At 65.7% G+C, this 17,485-nt stretch carries 13 protein-coding genes; 4 read left to right on the top strand and 9 right to left on the bottom strand.

The features are described from left to right. Positions 1-22 precede the first annotated feature (22 nt). Both NX780_RS01535 and NX780_RS01530 read left to right on the top strand, forming a co-directional pair. A complete protein-coding gene (locus NX780_RS01535; protein ID WP_258826106.1) occupies positions 23-418 on the top strand; it encodes a RidA family protein in 396 nt (131 codons plus the stop codon). Beyond that, positions 418-1,539, top strand: a complete 1,122-nt coding sequence (locus NX780_RS01530) for an NADH:flavin oxidoreductase (protein WP_258826105.1) — start codon at positions 418-420, stop codon at positions 1,537-1,539. The genes NX780_RS01535 and NX780_RS01530 overlap by 1 nt, the downstream gene beginning before the upstream one ends. 269 nt (positions 1,540-1,808) lie before the next feature. Here NX780_RS01530 and NX780_RS01525 read toward each other — a convergent pair whose 3' ends face one another. The 3 genes from NX780_RS01525 to NX780_RS01515 are packed head-to-tail and all read right to left on the bottom strand — an operon-like array spanning position 1,809 to position 7,735. Further along, positions 1,809-3,236 (bottom strand): efflux transporter outer membrane subunit, encoded by a 1,428-nt coding sequence (locus NX780_RS01525; RefSeq protein WP_307732560.1) that lies wholly within the window; start codon positions 3,234-3,236, stop codon positions 1,809-1,811. Beyond that, entirely contained in the window at positions 3,233-6,394 is a 3,162-nt protein-coding gene (locus NX780_RS01520) for an efflux RND transporter permease subunit (RefSeq protein WP_258826104.1), read from the bottom strand. Before NX780_RS01520 ends, NX780_RS01525 begins: the two co-directional genes overlap by 4 nt. 27 nt (positions 6,395-6,421) lie before the next feature. Continuing rightward, on the bottom strand, positions 6,422-7,735 hold the full coding sequence (locus NX780_RS01515; RefSeq protein ID WP_258826103.1) for an efflux RND transporter periplasmic adaptor subunit: 1,314 nt from the start codon (positions 7,733-7,735) through the stop codon (positions 6,422-6,424). A 155-nt stretch (positions 7,736-7,890) separates the two neighbouring features. On the opposite strand from NX780_RS01515, the gene NX780_RS01510 reads away from it, so the two are divergent. Beyond that, positions 7,891-8,511, top strand: a complete 621-nt coding sequence (locus tag NX780_RS01510; RefSeq protein ID WP_258826386.1) for a TetR family transcriptional regulator — start codon at positions 7,891-7,893, stop codon at positions 8,509-8,511. A 174-nt stretch (positions 8,512-8,685) separates the two neighbouring features. Here NX780_RS01510 and tal read toward each other — a convergent pair whose 3' ends face one another. From tal to pgi, 6 genes are all read right to left on the bottom strand, one after another. Next, a complete protein-coding gene (gene tal / locus NX780_RS01505; protein WP_258826102.1) occupies positions 8,686-9,627 on the bottom strand; it encodes a transaldolase in 942 nt (313 codons plus the stop codon). A 21-nt stretch (positions 9,628-9,648) separates the two neighbouring features. After that, positions 9,649-10,146 (bottom strand): free L-methionine (R)-S-oxide reductase MsrC, encoded by a 498-nt coding sequence (msrC, locus tag NX780_RS01500; protein ID WP_258826101.1) that lies wholly within the window; start codon positions 10,144-10,146, stop codon positions 9,649-9,651. 57 nt (positions 10,147-10,203) lie between these two features. Beyond that, the gene (locus NX780_RS01495) at positions 10,204-11,058 is read right to left on the bottom strand and encodes an SIS domain-containing protein (RefSeq protein ID WP_258826100.1); all 855 of its coding nucleotides are present in this window, start codon (positions 11,056-11,058) and stop codon (positions 10,204-10,206) included. 15 nt (positions 11,059-11,073) lie between these two features. Next, the gene (gene zwf, locus NX780_RS01490) at positions 11,074-12,543 is read right to left on the bottom strand and encodes a glucose-6-phosphate dehydrogenase (RefSeq protein ID WP_258826099.1); all 1,470 of its coding nucleotides are present in this window, start codon (positions 12,541-12,543) and stop codon (positions 11,074-11,076) included. Between the two features lie 218 nt (positions 12,544-12,761). Further along, a complete protein-coding gene (locus NX780_RS01485; protein ID WP_258826098.1) occupies positions 12,762-13,661 on the bottom strand; it encodes an SMP-30/gluconolactonase/LRE family protein in 900 nt (299 codons plus the stop codon). Between the two features lie 20 nt (positions 13,662-13,681). Next, the gene (pgi, locus tag NX780_RS01480; RefSeq protein ID WP_258826097.1) at positions 13,682-15,325 is read right to left on the bottom strand and encodes a glucose-6-phosphate isomerase; all 1,644 of its coding nucleotides are present in this window, start codon (positions 15,323-15,325) and stop codon (positions 13,682-13,684) included. 226 nt (positions 15,326-15,551) lie between these two features. Between pgi and edd the strand changes: the two genes are divergently transcribed. Then, positions 15,552-17,471, top strand: a complete 1,920-nt coding sequence (gene edd / locus NX780_RS01475) for a phosphogluconate dehydratase (RefSeq protein ID WP_258826096.1) — start codon at positions 15,552-15,554, stop codon at positions 17,469-17,471. The last annotated feature ends 14 nt before the right edge of the window (positions 17,472-17,485 follow it).

Here is a 17,485-nt window from a genome sequence, read left to right as displayed (position 1 = left end):
CCACGTATCGAAAGGATTCATCATGCTGGAACGTATCGTCACCCAACCCGACAACTACGCCCCCTTCCTGCTGTCGCAGGGCATCCGCTTCGGCGAGCTGCTGTTCATCTCGGGCCAGGCCGGCGCCGGCGACGACGGCAGGATCGTCGAGGGCGGCTTCCTGGCCCAGGGGCGCCAGGCCTTCTCCAACCTGCGGCGTGCGCTCGAGGCGGGCGGATCGAGCCTGCGCGACGTCGTCAAGGTCACCATCTTCGTCACCGACATGGGGCATTTCCAGGACGTGGTGGCGTTGCGCCGCGAGTTCTTTTCGGCGCCGTACCCGGCCGACACCATCGCCGAGATCCGCGCCCTTTATGATCCGAAGGCGATGATCGAAATCGAGGCCATCGCCGCGGTGCGCCGCGAAGGGGGAAACTGATGGGCGCGCGGCAGCCGCAGGAGCGCGGCCTGTTCGACACGCCGGCCATCGGCCGCATGGTCTTGCGCAACCGGCTGGTGGTGGCGCCCATGACGCGCGTCAGCGCGGAGGCCGACGGGCGGGCGAACGCGGCGATGCGGGACTACTACGCCGCCTTTGCCGAAGGCGGTTTCGGCCTGGTCATCACCGAAGGCATCTATACGGACGCGGCGTTTTCCCAGGGCTACCTGTACCAGCCCGGCCTGTCCGACGCCGCGCAGCGCGAGGCGTGGGCGCCGATCGTGCGCGCCGTGCATGCCGGCGACGCGCGCATCGTCGCCCAGCTGATGCATGCGGGCGCCCTGTCGCAGGGTAATCCGCACAGGAGCAGCACGCGCGGTCCCTCGGCTGTCAAGCCGCGGGGGGAGCAGATGTCTTTCTATCGCGGCAGCGGCCCCTATCCCGTTCCGCAGGCGATGAGTGATGCCGAGATTGCCGAAGCGATCCGCGGCTTCGCCGATGCCGCCGCCAGGGCGCGCGAGGCTGGCTTCGACGGCGTCGAGATCCATGGGGCAAACGGATACCTGCTGGACCAGTTCCTGAGCGAGGGGATCAATCAACGCTGCGACCACTACGGCGGAAACGTGGCCCAACGCGTCACCCTGATCGCCGAGGTCGCGCGAGCAGTGCGTGCCGCCGTCGGCGCCGATTTCACGGTCGGGGTACGGATCTCGCAGGGCAAGGTCAACGATTTCGCCCACAAGTGGCGCGGCGCCGAGGCCGACGCGGCGCAGGTCTTCGGCGTCCTGGGCCGGCTGCCGGTCGACTATGTTCACACCACGGAATTCGAGGCCTGGAAAGGCGCCTTCGGCGACGGCCCGAGCCTGGCGGCGCTGGCCAAACAGTATGCGGGCCTGCCGGTGATCGCCAACGGCTCTCTGCACGATCCGGCGCATGCCGCGGCGATGGTCGCAAATGGCGAGGCCGACCTGGTGTCGCTGGGGCGCGGAGCGCTGACCCATGCCGACTGGCCCCGTCGCGTGCGCGAGGGCAAGACTATTCTCGATTTCGACCGCGAGATCCTGTCGCCGATCGCGGACCTGGACAACGCCGCACGCCGCCGGCGCGAGCGGCAGGCGTAAAAAAACCGGGCCACACAGGGCCCGGTTCGATTCACACCAAGCGGTGTCAGGTCTGACATTCGGACACAGGCTCAGCTGGAACACCAACCGGTGTCAGGTCTGACATTCGGACACAGGCTCAGCTGGAAAGGACTGAGCGTCTGACGCCTTGATGGTTCAGCTCGTGTCTGAATGTCAGACCTGACACCGAGGTTGTGGGCTTGGTACTGAAGCGGCGGGCGAAAAAAAACCGGGCCACAGAGGGCCCGGTTCGATTCAGGTGATGACGCTCAGCGTGCCGCCACCGGCTGCGCCGGCTCGCTCCAGCCGCCGCCCAGCACGCGGTAGAGCGTGACCTGGTTCTGCAGGCGCTGCAGGTTGGCCTGCACCGCCTGCTGCTGTGCCTGGAATAGCGAACGCTGGGCGTCCAGCAGGTCGAGGTAGCTGGCTGCGCCGTTCTTGTAGCGCAGGTCGGCCAGGTTGAAGCGGTCGGCTTCGGCCTCGGCCACGGCGCGCTGGGCGCGCAGCTGCTCGCTGAAGGTCGACTGGCCGGCCAGCGCATCCGCCACTTCGCGGAAGGCTTGCTGGATCGAGCGCTCGTACTGCGCCACCGCGATGTCGCGCTGTGCGCGAGCGCTGCCCAGCACGGCGCTGTTGCGGCCGTAGTCGAAGATCGGCAGCACCGCCTGCGGCGCGAAGGTCCAGCCGTAGGAGCCGGACTTGAACAGGCCGGACAGCTCGGTGCTGGCGCTGCCCACCGACCCCGTCAGCGTGATGCGCGGGAAGAAGTTCGCGCGCGCCGCGCCGATGTTGGCGTTGGCCGCGATCAGCTGCTGTTCGGCCGAACGGATGTCCGGACGGTTGGCCAGCAGATCCGAGGGCAGGCCGGCCGGCAGGTCGGGCAGCTCGGTCTGGGCCAGGGTGGCGCCGGCCGGGCTGTCGCCCACCGGTCCCCCGACCAGCAGGGTCAGGAGGTTGACGTCCTGGGCGCGCTGGCGCTGGGTCGCGGCCAGCGTGGCCAGCGCGGTTTCCACCAGCGAGCGGGCCTGCTGCAGTTCGAAACGCGAGGACACGCCGTTGTCGAAGCGCAGCTGCGTCAGGCGCAGCGATTCCTGGCGGGTCTCCAGGGTCTGCTGGGTAATGCGCAGCAGTTCCTCGTCCGCCAGCAGCTGCAGGTAGGCGTTGGCCACCGACGCGACCAGGCTGATCTGGGTCGCCTTGCGGGCTTCCTCGGTCGCCAGGTACTGGGCCAGGGCCGCGTCCGACAGGTTCTTCACGCGGCCGAACAGGTCGAGCTCGAAGGCCGACACCGACAGGCCGGACTGGTAGAGGCTCTCGATCGGCTGGTCTTCGCCGGTGGTCTGGCGCTGGCCGCTGATGCCGAAGCCCACCGAAGGCAGGCGGTCGGCGCGCTGGATGCGGAACTGCGAACGGGCCTGCTCGATGTTGGCGATGGCCACGCGCAGGTCGCGATTATTGCTCAAGGACTGCTCGATCAGGCCGCGCAGGCGCGCGTCCGGGAAGAAGCGCTGCCAGGCCAGGTTCACCGGCGCCTCGTTCGCCAGTTGGGCGGCCGGGGCATTGGCCGGCTTCGGCAGTTCCGGGAAGGCCTGGGCCACCGGCGCTTGCGGACGCTCGTACTTCGGCGCCAGCGACATGCAGCCGGCCAGGCTCATGGCCAGGACCAAGGGGGTCAGTTTTTTCATCGTATCGATCATGGTTGTTTTCCTTCGACGGCCTGGGCTTGTTCCGCGTGGTGCGCGTACTTCTCCTGCTGGCGCTTGCTGCCCTTGAAGATCTTGCGCACGACGACGAAGAACAGCGGCACGAACAGCACGCCCAGCGTGGAAGCCGTAATCATACCGCCCATCACGCCGGTACCGATCGCGCGCTGCGATGCCGAGCCGGCGCCGCCTGCGATCACCAGCGGCAGCACGCCGAGGATGAAGGCCAGCGAGGTCATGATGATCGGGCGGAAGCGCAGGTGCGCCGCCTCGATCGCCGCTTCCGCCGGCGACTTGCCCTGCGCCTGCAGGTCTTTCGCGAACTCGATGATCAGCACCGCGTTCTTCGCCGCCAGGCCGATGATGGTCACCAGGCCGATCTTGAAGTACACGTCGTTCGGGTAGCCACGCATCATGGCCGCCAGCACGGCGCCCAGGATACCGAATGGCACCACCAGCAGCACGGACACCGGGATCGACCAGCTTTCATACAGCGCCGCCAGGGCCAGGAAGATCGCCAGCAGCGAGAAGGCCATCAGGATGCCCATGGTGCCGCCCGAGAGCTGTTCTTCGCGCGACTGGCCGGTCCACTCGAAGGCGAAACCCGGCGGCAGCTGGCCTGCCAGACGCTCCATTTCTGCCAGCGCGTCACCGGTCGAATAGCCCGGTTTGGCGTCGCCCGAGATGCTCATCGCCGGATAACCGTTGTAGCGCAGCGTCTGCATCGGACCGGTCACCCAGCGCGTCGTCGCGAAGGAAGACAGCGGGACCGGCTGGCCCTGCACATTGAGCGCATTCAGGCGCAGCAGGTCGTCCGGCTGCATGCGGGCGCTCGCCTCGGCCTGCACCACCACGCGCTGCAGGCGGCCGGCGTTCGGGAAGTCGTTCACGTAGGACGAGCCCAGCGAAGTCGAGATCGCGGTGTTGATCGCGTCAAAAGTGACACCCAGGGCCTGTGCCTTGTCGCGGTCGATATCGAGCATGACTTGCGGCGCGTCTTCCAGGCCTTCCGGACGCACGCCGGTGAGGATCTGGCTCTGCGCGGCCATGCCGAGCAGCTGGTTGCGGGCTGCCAGCAGGGCGTCGTGGCCGTTTCCGCCGCGGTCCTGCAGGCGGAAGCTGAAGCCGGTGCCGCGGCCCAGTTCGGGGATCGGCGGCGGCGACAGCGCGAAGATGAAGGCGTCGCGCACGCCCGACAGGCCGCCGATGATGCGGCCGGCCAGGGCCTGGGCGCTCGAACCCTCGCCCTTGCGCTCGTCCCAGTCCTTCAACGGGATGAAGGCCAGCGCCATGTTCTGGCCCGCGCCCGAGAACGAGAAGCCCAGCACGCTGACCATGTTCGCCACTTCCGGCTGCTTCATGATGAAGGCTTCGGCGGTGCGCATTACTTCGTTGGTGCGTTCCAGCGTCGCGCCAGGCGGCAGCTGGATGTTGGCGATCACGTAGCCCTGGTCTTCGTTCGGCAGGAAGGAACTCGGCATGCGGGTGAAGAACAGCGTCACCAGGCCGCAGACCAGCACGAAGGCCACCAGCGCGCGGCCCGAGCCGCGAATCAGCTTGCCGACCCAGCCTTCGTATCCCTTCGCGGTCGCCGCGAACTTGCGGTTGAACCAGCCGAAGAAGCCGCGCTTCTCGTGGTGGTGACCCGCTTCCACGGGTTTCAGCAGGTGGGCGCACAGGGCGGGGGTGAGCGACAGCGCCAGGAAGGCCGAGAAGGCGATCGAGGACACCATGACGACCGCGAACTGGCGGTAGATGTTACCCACGGCGCCGGCGAAGAAAGCCAGCGGCACGAACACCGACATCAGGACCACGGTCACACCGACGATGGCGCCCGAGATCTGGCCCATTGCCTTGCGGGTCGCCTCTAACGGCGGCAGCCCCTCTTCGGACATGATGCGCTCGACGTTCTCGACCACCACGATGGCGTCGTCGACCACGATACCGATCACCAGCACCATGCCGAACATGGTCAGCACGTTGATCGAGTAGCCCAGCGCCAGCAGGGTGCCCAGCGACCCGAGCAGGGCGACCGGCACGACGATGGTCGGGATGATGGTGTAGCGGAAGTTCTGCAGGAACAGGTACATCACGAGGAACACCAGCACCAGCGCCTCGACCAGGGTATGCAGCACCTGCTCGATCGAGATGTCGATGAACTTCGTACTGTCGAACGGCACGGTGGCCTTCATCCCGGCCGGGAAGAACTTCGCCAGTTCGTCCACGCGTTCCCGCACCAGGCGCGCGGTCTCGAGTGCGTTGCCGGTCGGCGCCAGCTGCACGCCGATACCGGTGGACGGCTTGCCGTTCAGGCGCGCCGAAGTCGAATACGCCTGGCCGCCGATCTCGAGGCGGGCCACGTCCTTCAGGCGCACGGTAGAGCCGTCCGGGTTGGCGCGCAGCACGATGTTGCCGAACTGTTCGACGGTCGAGAGCTGGCCGGTCACCACCACGGTCGCGGTGATCTCCTGGCCTTGGGCCAGCGGCAGGTCGCCGATGGTGCCGGACGCCACCTGGGCGTTCTGGCTGCGGATCGCGTTGTTCACGTCGGCCGGCGACAGACGGAAGCCCACCAGCTTGGCAGGGTCGATCCAGACGCGCATCGCGCGCTCGGTACCGAACAGCTGCGCGGTACCGACGCCCTTGATACGCTGGATTTCGGGCAGGATGGTGCGCGAGGCGTAGTCACCCAGCCTGATCGGATCCCAGGCCGGATCGTCCGAGGAGATGATGGTGAACAGCAGGAAGTTCGCACGCACCTTGTCGACGCGCACGCCCTGTTGGTTCACGGCCGCCGGCAGGCGCGGCGCCGCGCGCGACAGGCGGTTCTGGACGTCCACCTGGGCGAGCTCCGGATTGGTGCCGGTTTCAAAGGTCAGGGTGATCGAGCCGCTGCCGTTGGCGGTGCTGCTCGATTCCATGTAGACGAGGCCCGGCGAGCCGTTCATCTCGCGTTCGATGACGGAGATGACCGAGTCTTCCAGGGTTTGCGCCGATGCGCCAGGATAGGCGGCATTGATCACGATCGATGGCGGAGCCACGTTCGGATACTGGGCGATCGGCAGCTGGGTGATCGACACACCGCCGATCACCATGATGAACAGCGCGATCACCCACGCAAAAATGGGGCGGTCAATAAAAAAACGTGCCATGAATATGTCCTGTTCTGTTCCGGCGGATTACTTGCCAGTCGAGGCAGCGGCCGGCGCGGCGCCGGCGGTGGAACCCGACGGGGCCGAAGCCGGAAGCTGGCGCGCATTGTTGGCGGCGGCTGCGCCGGCGTTCGCGGTGGCCGGCGCCGGGGCGGCGCCTGGCGCAGCCTGCGCCGATGCCTGCCATGGCACTGCCTTGACCGGGGTACCCGGCGGCAGCATCTGCAGCTTCTGGAAGCCGTCGACCATCACGCGTTCGCCTTCCTTCAGGCCTTCGGTGACGACCCAGCTCGCGCCCTGTTGCGATGCGATCTTGACGGTGCGCTGGGCCGGCTTGTTGTCGGCGCCGACGACCATCAGCGTATCGCCCTGCGGGCCGCCGCGGGTCACGGCCTGCTGCGGCACGACGATGCCGTTCGGGATCTGGGCCTGGGCGATGCGCACGCGCACGTACTGACCCGGCAGCAGGGAGTTGTCCGGGTTCGGCACGGTGGCGCGCAGGGTGACCTGGCCGGTGCTCGGGTCGACGGTGACGTCCGAGAACAGCAGCTTGCCGCGTGCGCCCAGTTCGGTGCCGTCGTCCAGGATCACGGTGACCGGCACGTCCTTGGCGTTGCCGCCGTTCTGGCCGGCCTGCTTGCGCAGGCGCTGCAGTTCGGAAGCCGACTGGGTGATGTTCAGGTACATCGGGTTGGTCTGCTGGATCAGCGCCAGTTCGGTCGCCTGGGCCGCCGAGACGATCGCGCCTTCGGTCACCAGGGCGCGGCCGATGCGGCCCGAGATCGGGGCGTAGACATTGGCATAGCCCTGGTTGATCTGGGCGATGCGCACCTGCGCCTTGGCGGCGGCCACGGCGGCTTCGGCCTGCTTCTGGGCGGCGACGGCGTTGGTGTATTCCTGCTGGCTGATGGCGTTCGCTTCCACCAGCGGCTTGTAGCGGTTGGCCTGGGCGGCGGCCTGGGTCAGTGTGGCCTGGGCGCGGCCGAGGTCGGCCTGGGCGGCGGCCAGCTGGGCCTGGTAAGGCGCCGGGTCGATCTGGAACAGGGACTGGCCCTGCTTGACTTCGCTGCCTTCGGTGAACAGGCGCTTCAGGACGACGCCGTCGACTCGCGCGCGCACCTGCGAGGTGCGGACCGGCTCGGCGCGGGCCGGCAGTTCGGTCTGCAGCGCGACCGGTTCGAATCGGGTGGTGATGACGCCGACTTCCGGCGCCGGCATGCCGCCGCCGGGGCCGCCAGCGGCCGGAGCGTCTTTCTTGCCGCAGGCCGAGAGCAGGGTCACAGCCACGAGCGTGGCTGCTGCGATCCGGGTCAGGGAAATGGAGGAGTGGTCTGAGCGCATTACGTATGCTTCCTTCTCGTTATTAATTCGACTACCGCAGGCAGACACTTCGACCGCTTACGAATCGTCACTGGCAATTGGGGACAGTTTTATATACTATCACGGCTGTATGTTTATTGCTGGAGCACCCCTTCAAATGGGAGGGCAACAAAAAAATGGCACGTAAGACGAAAGCGGAAGCCGCGGTCACCCGCGACAGCATCCTTGATGCAGCTGAAAAATTGTTCGCGCAACAAGGAGTTTCAAGAACGACTTTACAGCATATTGCAAGCGCTGCGGGCGTGACGCGCGGCGCAATCTATTGGCATTTCCTGGACAAGGGCGCGCTCTTCAACGCCATGTTCGACCGCGCCAAGATGCCGATGGACGAGGCGATGCAGGTCCTCGACAACCAGCGCGACGTGAAAGACCCGCTGCAATGCCTGCGCGACGACATGATGACCGTGTTGCGCATCGTGGTCGAAGACGAGAAGGCGCGCCGCGTGTTCGAGATCGCGACCCTGAAGACCGAGTTCATCGACGAGGTGGATTCGGTGCGCGCGCGCCGGCGCGAATCGATCGGGCTGTGGCAGGACCGGATGGAAGGGCACCTGAAACTGGCGCAGGAGAAGGGGATGTTGCGGCCCGGGGTAAGCACCCGCGAGGCCGCGCAGGGCGGCTGGATCATGGTCGATGGGCTGATCCGCAACTGGATCTTCGAGCCGACCATGTTCAATTTGCAGGAGCTGGGTGGAACGGTGATCGATACCTACCTGGCTGGCCTTAGGGTCTCGTAGGGTGGTCGGGGTAATTTCGGGCAATGTCCGAAATTACGAACGACCGCGCGTTCGACTCCGGTATGCTTTGCTACTACGCGTCCGGGAGCTGAACGCGCGGTCGGCATAGCGTGGCCCAGTCCACTGGACTGGGCCACCCCTACAAAAAACCCGCCATTTGGCGGGTTTTCTTTTTTACTTCTTCAGCTCTTCGATCATCTTCTTCAGCTTGATCGAATCCGCCACGAAGGCGCGAATACCCTCGGACAGCTTCTCGGTCCCCATCGCGTCTTCGTTCAGCATGAAGCGGAAGGTCTTCTCGTCGACGGCGATCTTCTCGATATCAACAATCGCCGCATTCGCGTCCGCCACCAGCTTGCGCTCGACCGGCGCATCCGAGTCGGCCAGCTTCTGCAGCAGGTCCGGCGAGATGGTGAGCAGGTCGCAGCCCGCCAGTTCCAGGATCTGCGAGGTGTTACGGAAGCTCGCGCCCATCACTTCGGTGTCGTAGCCGAACTTGCGGTAGTACTGGTAGATGCGCTTGACCGACTGCACGCCCGGGTCTTCCGCGCCCTGGTAGTCGGTGCCGGTCGATTTCTTGTACCAGTCATAGATGCGGCCCACAAAAGGCGAGATCAGCTTGACGCCCGCTTCGGCGCAGGCGATCGCCTGGCACAGCGAGAACAGCAGGGTCAGGTTGCAGTGGATGCCTTCCTTCTCCAGGATCTCGGCGGCGCGGATGCCTTCCCAGGTCGAGGCGATCTTGATCAGCACGCGCTCGCGCGCCACGCCGTTCTTTTCGTACAGGGCGATCAGTTCGCGGCCCTTGGCGACGGTGGCTTCGGTGTCAAAGGACAGGGCGGCATCGATCTCGGTCGAGACACGGCCCGGCACGTACTTCAGGATCTCGACGCCGAAGGCGATCAGGAGGTTGTCGACGATTTCCTCGGTGCTCGCGTGCGGCGCGTCGGCGATGGCCTTTTCCAGCAGCGGACGGTATTCCGGCTTCTGCACGGCTTTGAGGATCAGCGAAGGATTGGTGGTCGCATCCTGCGGCGCATAGGCCTTGATCGACTGGAAGTCGCCGGTGTCGGCGACCACGGTGGTGTACTGCTTGAGCTGTTCGAGTTGGTTCATGGCGGGAAGGTGGGTTACAGATTAAAAATCGGTGCCGTCGATGAAGGCGGCAAGCATTTCTTCCAGGCCGGCCCGGTCTTCTTCCGAGAAGCGGTCCGGGACGGGGCTGTCGATATCGAACACGCCCAGCAGTTCGCCGTCCTTGATCACCGGGATCACGATCTCCGAGCTTGACGCCGAATCGCAGGCGATGTGGCCGGGGAAGGCGTGCACGTCCGGCACGACGATGGTCTTGCGCTCCACGGCGACGGTGCCGCAGACGCCGCGGCCGAAGGGGATGCGGGCGCAGGCGGGTTTGCCCTGGAAGGGGCCGACCAGCAGGTCTTGTCCTTCACCCTTGCGGGCCGGGACGGTGAAATAGAAACCCGCCCAGTTCAGGTCGGCCAGGGTGTCGTAGACGAGGGCGGAAAACTGCGCGGCGTTCGCGGTCAAGCTGCGTTCGCCTTCGAGGACGCTCTCGACCTGGCGCACCAGCAGGGGGTAGTCGGGACGGGAGCTGCGTTCTGGATTGATGTGCATGGGCATACCCGGGAATGCGATGGAAACCGGGTATTTTACACCTGTGGCGGGTTTGGCTTAACCGATGAAAGAATCAAACTGCATATCGAATTCCTGCAAGGCCTTCTGGGCGTTCTGCATTTTCTTGCGGAATTCCGGCCCGCGCTGCAGGGCCAGGCCCACGGCCAGCACGTCGATCACGACGAGGTAGGCCAGGCGCGCCGAGATCGGGGTGTAGGGGTCGATCGCGAATACCAGGTCGATCGGGATGAACAGGGTCGCGATCTCGGCCAGCGGCGTGCCTGACGGCGCCAGCACGATCACGTCGGCGCCGCCACGGCGCGCCAGCTTGGCCGACCGGGTAAGGGCGGGGTTATTGCCGCGTTGCGAAATCGCCACCACCGCGTCGCCTTCGCGCAGCAGGGCCGCGGCGATCGAGTGGATCGCCGGGTCGGTGTAGGCCACCGTCGGCACGCCCGAACGGAAGAACTTGTGCTGGGCATCGGCGGCCACGAAGCCGGAGGAGCCCTGGCCGTAGAACTCGATCTTGTTGGCGCGCGAGAGGATGTCGAGCGCCTTCTGGATCAGTTCCGGCTTGAGGTTGTTGCGCAGGTCGAGCAGGGTGTTGATCGAGCGGCTGCAGATTTTATTCACCAGGTCCGAGGCCAGGTCGTCCGGCGCCGGCTGCTCGTTCGCGCCGGGCAGGGCCAGCGCCAGGCCCTGGGCCAGCTTGAGCTTGAACTCATGCCAGCCGTCGTAGCCCAGGGTGCGGCAGAAGCGCACCACGGTGGGCTCGGACACCTGGGCGCTCTTCGCCAGCGCCGTGATGTTCTGGGTCACGATGACGTTGGGCGCGGCCAGCACCGCGAGCGCGACCTTGCGCTCCGATTTGGAGAGCGAGTCGAGCTGGGTGCGGATGGAATCGAGCAGCATGGCGTTTTTTGACCCTCAGTCTTCGGGCAGCACTTCTTCGCGCCACTGCAGGCCGTCGCGGCCGATCAGCGCGCTCGAGGCGGCGGGGCCCCAGGTGCCCGAGGTGTAGGGCACCGGCGCGCTGTCGTCCTGCTCCCAGTGCTCGAGGATGGGCTCGACCCATTCCCAGGCCGCTTCCAGCTCGTCGCCGCGCATGAACAGGGTCAGCTGGCCGCGCAGCACGTCGACCAGCAGGCGCTCGTAGGCTTCCATGCGCGGGCTCTTGAATTGCTCGCGGAAGTCGAGTTCGAGTTCGGCCTGCTTCAGGCGCATCGAGTCGCCCGGGGTCTTGGCCATCAGGTTCATCGACAGGCCTTCGTCCGGCTGCAGGCGGATCACCAGGCTGTTCGGCTGGAAGCTCGAAGTCGGCTGGTTGAAGATCGAATGCGGTATCGGCTTGAAGCGCACCACGATCTCGGCCAGGCGGTCAGCCATGCGCTTGCCCGTGCGCAGGTAGAAGGGCACGCCGGCCCAGCGCCAGGTGTCGATCTCGGCCTTCATCGCAACGAAGGTCTCGGTCTTCGACTGCTTCGGCGCGTCCGGCTCGTCGCGGTAGCCCGGCACCGCCTGGCCGTCGACGTAGCCGCTGCGGTACTGGCCGCGCACGATGTTCTGCGACAGGGCGGTCGGGGTAAAACGCTTCAGCGAGCGCAGGACCTGCAGCTTGGCGTCGCGCACGGCGTCCGGTGCGATTGAGGTCGGCGGCTCCATGGCGACGATACACAGCAGCTGCAGCAGGTGGTTCTGCAGCATGTCGCGCAGCGCGCCCGAGGTGTCGTAGTAGCCCAGGCGGTTGCCCACGCCGATCTTTTCGGCGATGGTGATCTGCACGTCCGAGATCCATTCGCGGCGCCACAGCGGCTCGAACAGGATGTTCCCGAAGCGCAGGGCCAGCAGGTTCTGCACGGTCTCCTTGCCCAGGTAGTGGTCGATCCGGTAGATCTGCGACTCGGCGAAGACCTTGCCGACGTCGAGGTTGATCTGCTTGGCCGAGGCCAGGTCGCGGCCCAGCGGCTTTTCCAGCACCACGCGCGAATTCGGCGTCGCGAGACCCGTGGCTGCCAGGTTGTCGCAGATGGTCGCGAACAGGTGGGGAGGCGTCGCCAGGTAGTAGACGCGGGTCAGCGATTCGTCCTTGCGCAATACCTCGACCAGTGGGGCATAGGTCTTCACGTCGGTGGCGTTCAGGGCCACGTAGACGATGCGTTTCAGGAAGCGCGCCCAGGTCGCCTCGACAGGCGTTTCCTTGATGTTCGGCTTCGAGTTCTTCTCGACGAACTGGAGGAAGTCTTCCTGCGAGAAGTCGTCGCGGCCGACGCAGATGATGCGGGCGGTGTCGGGCAGGTCGTCGCAGACGTCACGCGCGTACATCGCAGGGAGCAGCTTGCGCATCGCAAGGTCGCCGCTGCCGCCGAAGAAGACGAGATCGAAATCAGAAAGGGCCATGGGTTTCTTCAGAAGGGAATGAGAGCTTTGTGTAAATTTACTACACGAATAAGCGTCAGGCAAGAAAATCTACTACGGAATGGCTGGGTTTCGTAGGGCGGTCGGCTTCGCCGACCGCGCGTTCAACCAGCGTGAAAATGGACGGTTCGCCTCATCTCACCGTGTATTTGAACGCGCGTTCGGCAGAGCGTGTTCCAGTCCACTGGACTGGAACACCCCTACCGGTGCACGTACTCTGGTTCTTCGCGGCCAGCAACGTCGACACGGATCGACAGCACCTTGCCGCTGAGCGGGTACTGTTCCAGTTCCGCAGCCGGGCGGCCGTGGCTGGCGCTGGTGATGTAGAGCGTGCGCAGGTCCGAGCCGCCGAAGGCGACCGAGGTCGGGCAGCGCACGGGCAGCAGGATCTCGCGCAGGATCTCGCCGTCCGGCGCGATCCGCAGCACGCGGCCGCCTTCGAACATCGCCACCCAGTAGGCGCCTTCGCTGTCGATCGTCGCGCCGTCCGGACGGCCGCCGTAGTCGGCGGCCGATTTGTCGGTCGAGAAGGTCTTGATGGTGCGTCCGTTCGAATGCGCGCCGCTTGCCGGGTCGTAGTCGTAGCAGTCGATCCGGTGCGTGGTCGTGTCGGCATGGAACATGGTGCGGCCGTCCAGGCTCCAGGCCAGGCCGTTCGAGTTCGTCATGCCCCCCGCCCAGGCCCGGCGCAGCTGGCCGCGCTCGAGCACGTACATCTCGGCCGCCGGCTTGTCGCGCGGCTCGTACATGGTGCCGACCCAGAAGCGGCCCGCCGGGTCGACGCGGCCGTCGTTGAAGCGCACGATCTTCGTATCGTAGGGCGCGTCGGCGATCGGGGTTTCCTTGCCGCTGGTCGTGTTCAGGCAGATGAGGCCCGTGCGCGTCGAGACGATCAGGTTGTTGTCGCCGTCGACGGCCAGCGCCGAGGGCTCCGACCCCATCTTCCAGTAGCTGTACTTGCCGCTTGCCGGGTGGACCCGGTTGACCGTGTGGCCGTTGATGTCCACCCAGTACAGCGCCGACTCGACCTCGTGCCAGGTCGCCGCTTCGCCGACGAGCATGGGCGCGTCGTGCACTACCTCGAATTTATCCGTTGCCATGTAAGAGTAAATGGATAGGTTCAGAACGCGGCCTTGGCGCGGGCGATCAGGCCGTTGGTGGAGCTGTCGTGGTTCGCCGGCTGGGGTTCGCCCAGAAGCTCGGCTTCGATCTTCTTCGCCAGCACCTTGCCCAGTTCAACGCCCCACTGGTCGAAACTGTTGACATTCCAGATCACGCCCTGCACGAAGGTCTTGTGCTCGTACAGCGCGATCAGGGCGCCGAGGGTGCTCGGCGTCAGGCGTTCCATCAGGATGGTGTTGCTCGGACGGTTGCCCGGGAAGGTCTTGTGCGGCGCCAGGCGTTCGATCTCGTCAGCCGGCAGGCCCTGGGCCTGCAGATCGGCGCGCACCTCGTCGATGGTCTTGCCCTTCATGAAGGCTTCCGACTGGGCGAAGCAGTTGGCCAGCAGGGCGGTGTGGTGGTGTTCCATCTCGTGCGCGGGGCGCAGGGCGGCGATGAAGTCGATCGGGGTCAGGTCGGTGCCCTGGTGCAGCAGCTGGAAGTAGGCGTGCTGGCCATTGGTGCCGGGTTCGCCCCAGATCGCCGGGCAGGTCGGGGTGTCGACCGGCTCGCCTTCGCGGGTGACGCACTTGCCGTTGCTCTCCATGTCGAGCTGCTGCAGATAGGCGGGGAAGCGGTTCAGGTCCTGGTGGTAGGGCGCGATGGTGACCGAATGCGCATCCAGGAACTCGCGGTTCCAGAAGCCGACCAGGGCCAGCAGCATCGGCATGTTCTGCTCGATCGGGGCGGTACGGAAGTGCTCGTCCAGGGCGTGGGCGCCGGCCAGGAAGTCACTGAAGTAGCCGAAGCCGACGGCCAGCGCCACCGACAGGCCGATCGCCGACCACACCGAGTAGCGGCCGCCGACCCAGTCCCAGAAGGGGAACATATTGGCCGGGTCGATGCCGAAAGCCTTGATGGCCTCGGTATTGGTCGAGACCGCGACGAAGTGCTTCGCCAGCGCTTCTTCGCCGGCGCGCTCGAGGAACCAGCTGCGCGCGGTTTGCGCGTTCATCATGGTCTCGGCCGTGGTAAAGGTTTTCGACGCGACGATGAAGAGCGTGGTTTCCGGATCGACCTGGGAGAGGGCCGCGTCCATGTCGTGGCCGTCGACGTTCGACACGAAGTGCATCTTCAGGCGTGGATGGGTGTAGTGGCGCAGGGCCAGCACGACCATCTTCGGACCGAGGTCGGAGCCGCCGATGCCGATGTTGACGATGTCGGTGATCGGCTTGCCGGTATGGCCCAGCCATTCGCCGCTGCGCACCGCGTCGGTGAAGGTCCTGATGCGGTCGAGCACCGCGTGCACGTCGGCATTCACGTCCTGGCCGTCGACCACCAGCTTCGCGCCGCGCGGTGCGCGCAGGGCGGTGTGCAGGACGGCGCGGTTCTCGGTATTGTTGATGCGTTCGCCAGCGAACATCGCGTCGCGGCGCGCCTCCACGCCGCGCTCGCGCGCCAGCTCTGCCAGCAGTTCAAGCGTGCGCCCGTCGAGGCGATTTTTTGAATAGTCTAGGAAGAGCCCCGCGGCCTCGACCGAGAGTTTCTCGAAGCGCTGGGGATCGGCAGCGAAGAGGCTGCGCATTTCCCAGTCTTCCGCCTGGGCGGCATGGTTTTCGAGGGCTTGGAAGCTGGCGGTGCTGGTAAGGGAGGGCGTGCGCATGGGGTCGGTATTGAAGAAACAATATTGTCAAGTGCAGATTATCGAATAATACAGGAAGCCGGCGTAAATTCACTACATAAAAATGTAGCCGATTACCAAGGGTGGTCATCGCGCGAAATCCCGAGTGCTGATGCGTTTGGTCAGCCGTGATAGGGAAATTGCGCTTTCTGCGCTGGCTTCAAATCTGTAGTAAAATTTCAGATACCAAATTCAAGAAGGAACGATCATGGCGCTGCACCCCGTAGTCGAACAGGTAACGAACCGGATCATCAAGCGAAGCCGCCCCTCGCGCGCGGCCTATCTCGCCCACCTCGAAGCGGCCCGCATCCAGGGCGTGCAGCGCGGCGCGCTCTCGTGCACCAACCTCGCGCACGGCTTCGCCGCCTTCCCGGCCAACGACAAGCTGAAACTCAAGGAATACAAGAAGCCCTCGGTCGCCATCGTCTCGTCCTACAACGACATGCTGTCGGCCCACCAGCCCTTCGAATACTTCCCGCAGGTGATCAAGGAAGCCGTGCGCGAAGTCGACGCGGTGGCCCAGTTCGCGGGCGGCGTGCCGGCCATGTGCGACGGCGTGACGCAAGGCCAGCCGGGCATGGAGCTGTCGCTGTTCTCGCGCGACACCATCGCCATGGCGACCGCCGTGGCGATGTCCCACAATATGTTCGACGCGGCCCTGTACCTGGGCATCTGCGACAAGATCGTGCCGGGCCTGCTCATCGGCGCGCTGCACTTCGGCCACATCCCGGGCATCTTCGTGCCGGGCGGTCCGATGACCACCGGGATCTCGAACAAGGAAAAGGCGGCCATCCGCCAGCGCTACGCCAAGGGCGAAGCCACCCGCGACGAGCTGCTCGAGGGCGAATCGAAGTCCTACCACGGCGCCGGCACCTGTACCTTCTACGGCACCGCCAACAGTAACCAGATGCTGATGGAAATGATGGGCCTGCACATGCCGGGCGCCGCCTTCATCACCCCGGGCACCCCGCTGCGCGACGCGCTCACCCGGGCCGCGTCCCAGCAGGCGGTGAAGATCTCGCAGCAGGGTGGCGAGTACATGCCGATCGGCCGCATCGTCGACGAGAAAAGCATCGTCAACGCCATCGTCGCGCTGCACGCGACCGGCGGCTCGACCAACCATACGCTGCACCTGGTGGCGATCGCGCGCGCTGCGGGCATCGTGATCGACTGGAACGACTTCGACGAGCTGTCGAAAGTGGTGCCGTCGCTGACGAAGATCTACCCGAACGGCGAAGCCGACGTGAACCACTTCCAGGCCGCCGGCGGCCCGGGCTTCATCATCCGCGAGCTGCTGGACGCGGGCCTGGCGCATGAAGACGTCAACACCATCCTCGGCCACGGCCTGCGCGCCCACTGCAAGGAACCCTTCCTGGGCGAGGACGGTAAGGTGGTGTGGCGCGACGTTCCCGAACAGTCGGGCGACGAAGCCGTGCTGCGCCCGGCCAGCAACCCCTTCGCCAACAACGGCGGCATGGTGCTGGTGCAGGGCAACCTGGGCCGCGCCGTGATGAAGATCTCGGCGGTGAAGTCCGACTACCACGTGATCGAGGCGCCGGCCATCACCTTCGACTCGCAGGAAGCCTTCATGGATCGCTACAAGGCCGGTGAACTGAACCGCGACTTCGTGGCCGTGATCCGCTTCCAGGGCCCGCGCGCCAACGGCATGCCGGAGCTGCACGCCCTGACCCCGGCGCTGTCGAACCTGCAGGACGCCGGCTTCAAGGTCGCGATGGTGACCGACGGGCGCATGTCGGGCGCTTCCGGCAAGGTGCCGGCGGCGATCCACGTCTCGCCCGAGATCCTGGCCGGCGGCCCGCTCGGCCTGGTGCGCGACGGTGACCTGATCCGCGTGAACGCCACCACCGGCGAACTCGACGCCCTGGTGCCGGATGAGGTATGGGCGTCGCGCAGCATGGCGACCGCCGACCTGTCCAAGAGCCACATCGGCATGGGCCGCGAACTGTTCGCGATGTTCCGTGCCCATTCCAGCCCGGCGGAGCAGGGGGCGGCCAGCTTCCCGCTGCCATCGCCGATCGACACCACCGTACCGCTGCACGAAGGCGCCCACGTCGAAGAAGGGCAGCCGGGTTCGGACGAAGACTTTCTCTTCAGGACGCAAAAATAATGGGACAAACCATG

The organism is Massilia agri (genome assembly GCF_024753255.1).
In the GTDB taxonomy this organism is placed as follows: domain Bacteria; phylum Pseudomonadota; class Gammaproteobacteria; order Burkholderiales; family Burkholderiaceae_D; genus Telluria; species Telluria agri.
The sequence above is the reverse complement of the archived record's forward strand: the minus strand, read 5'-3'. Positions and strand labels throughout refer to the sequence as shown.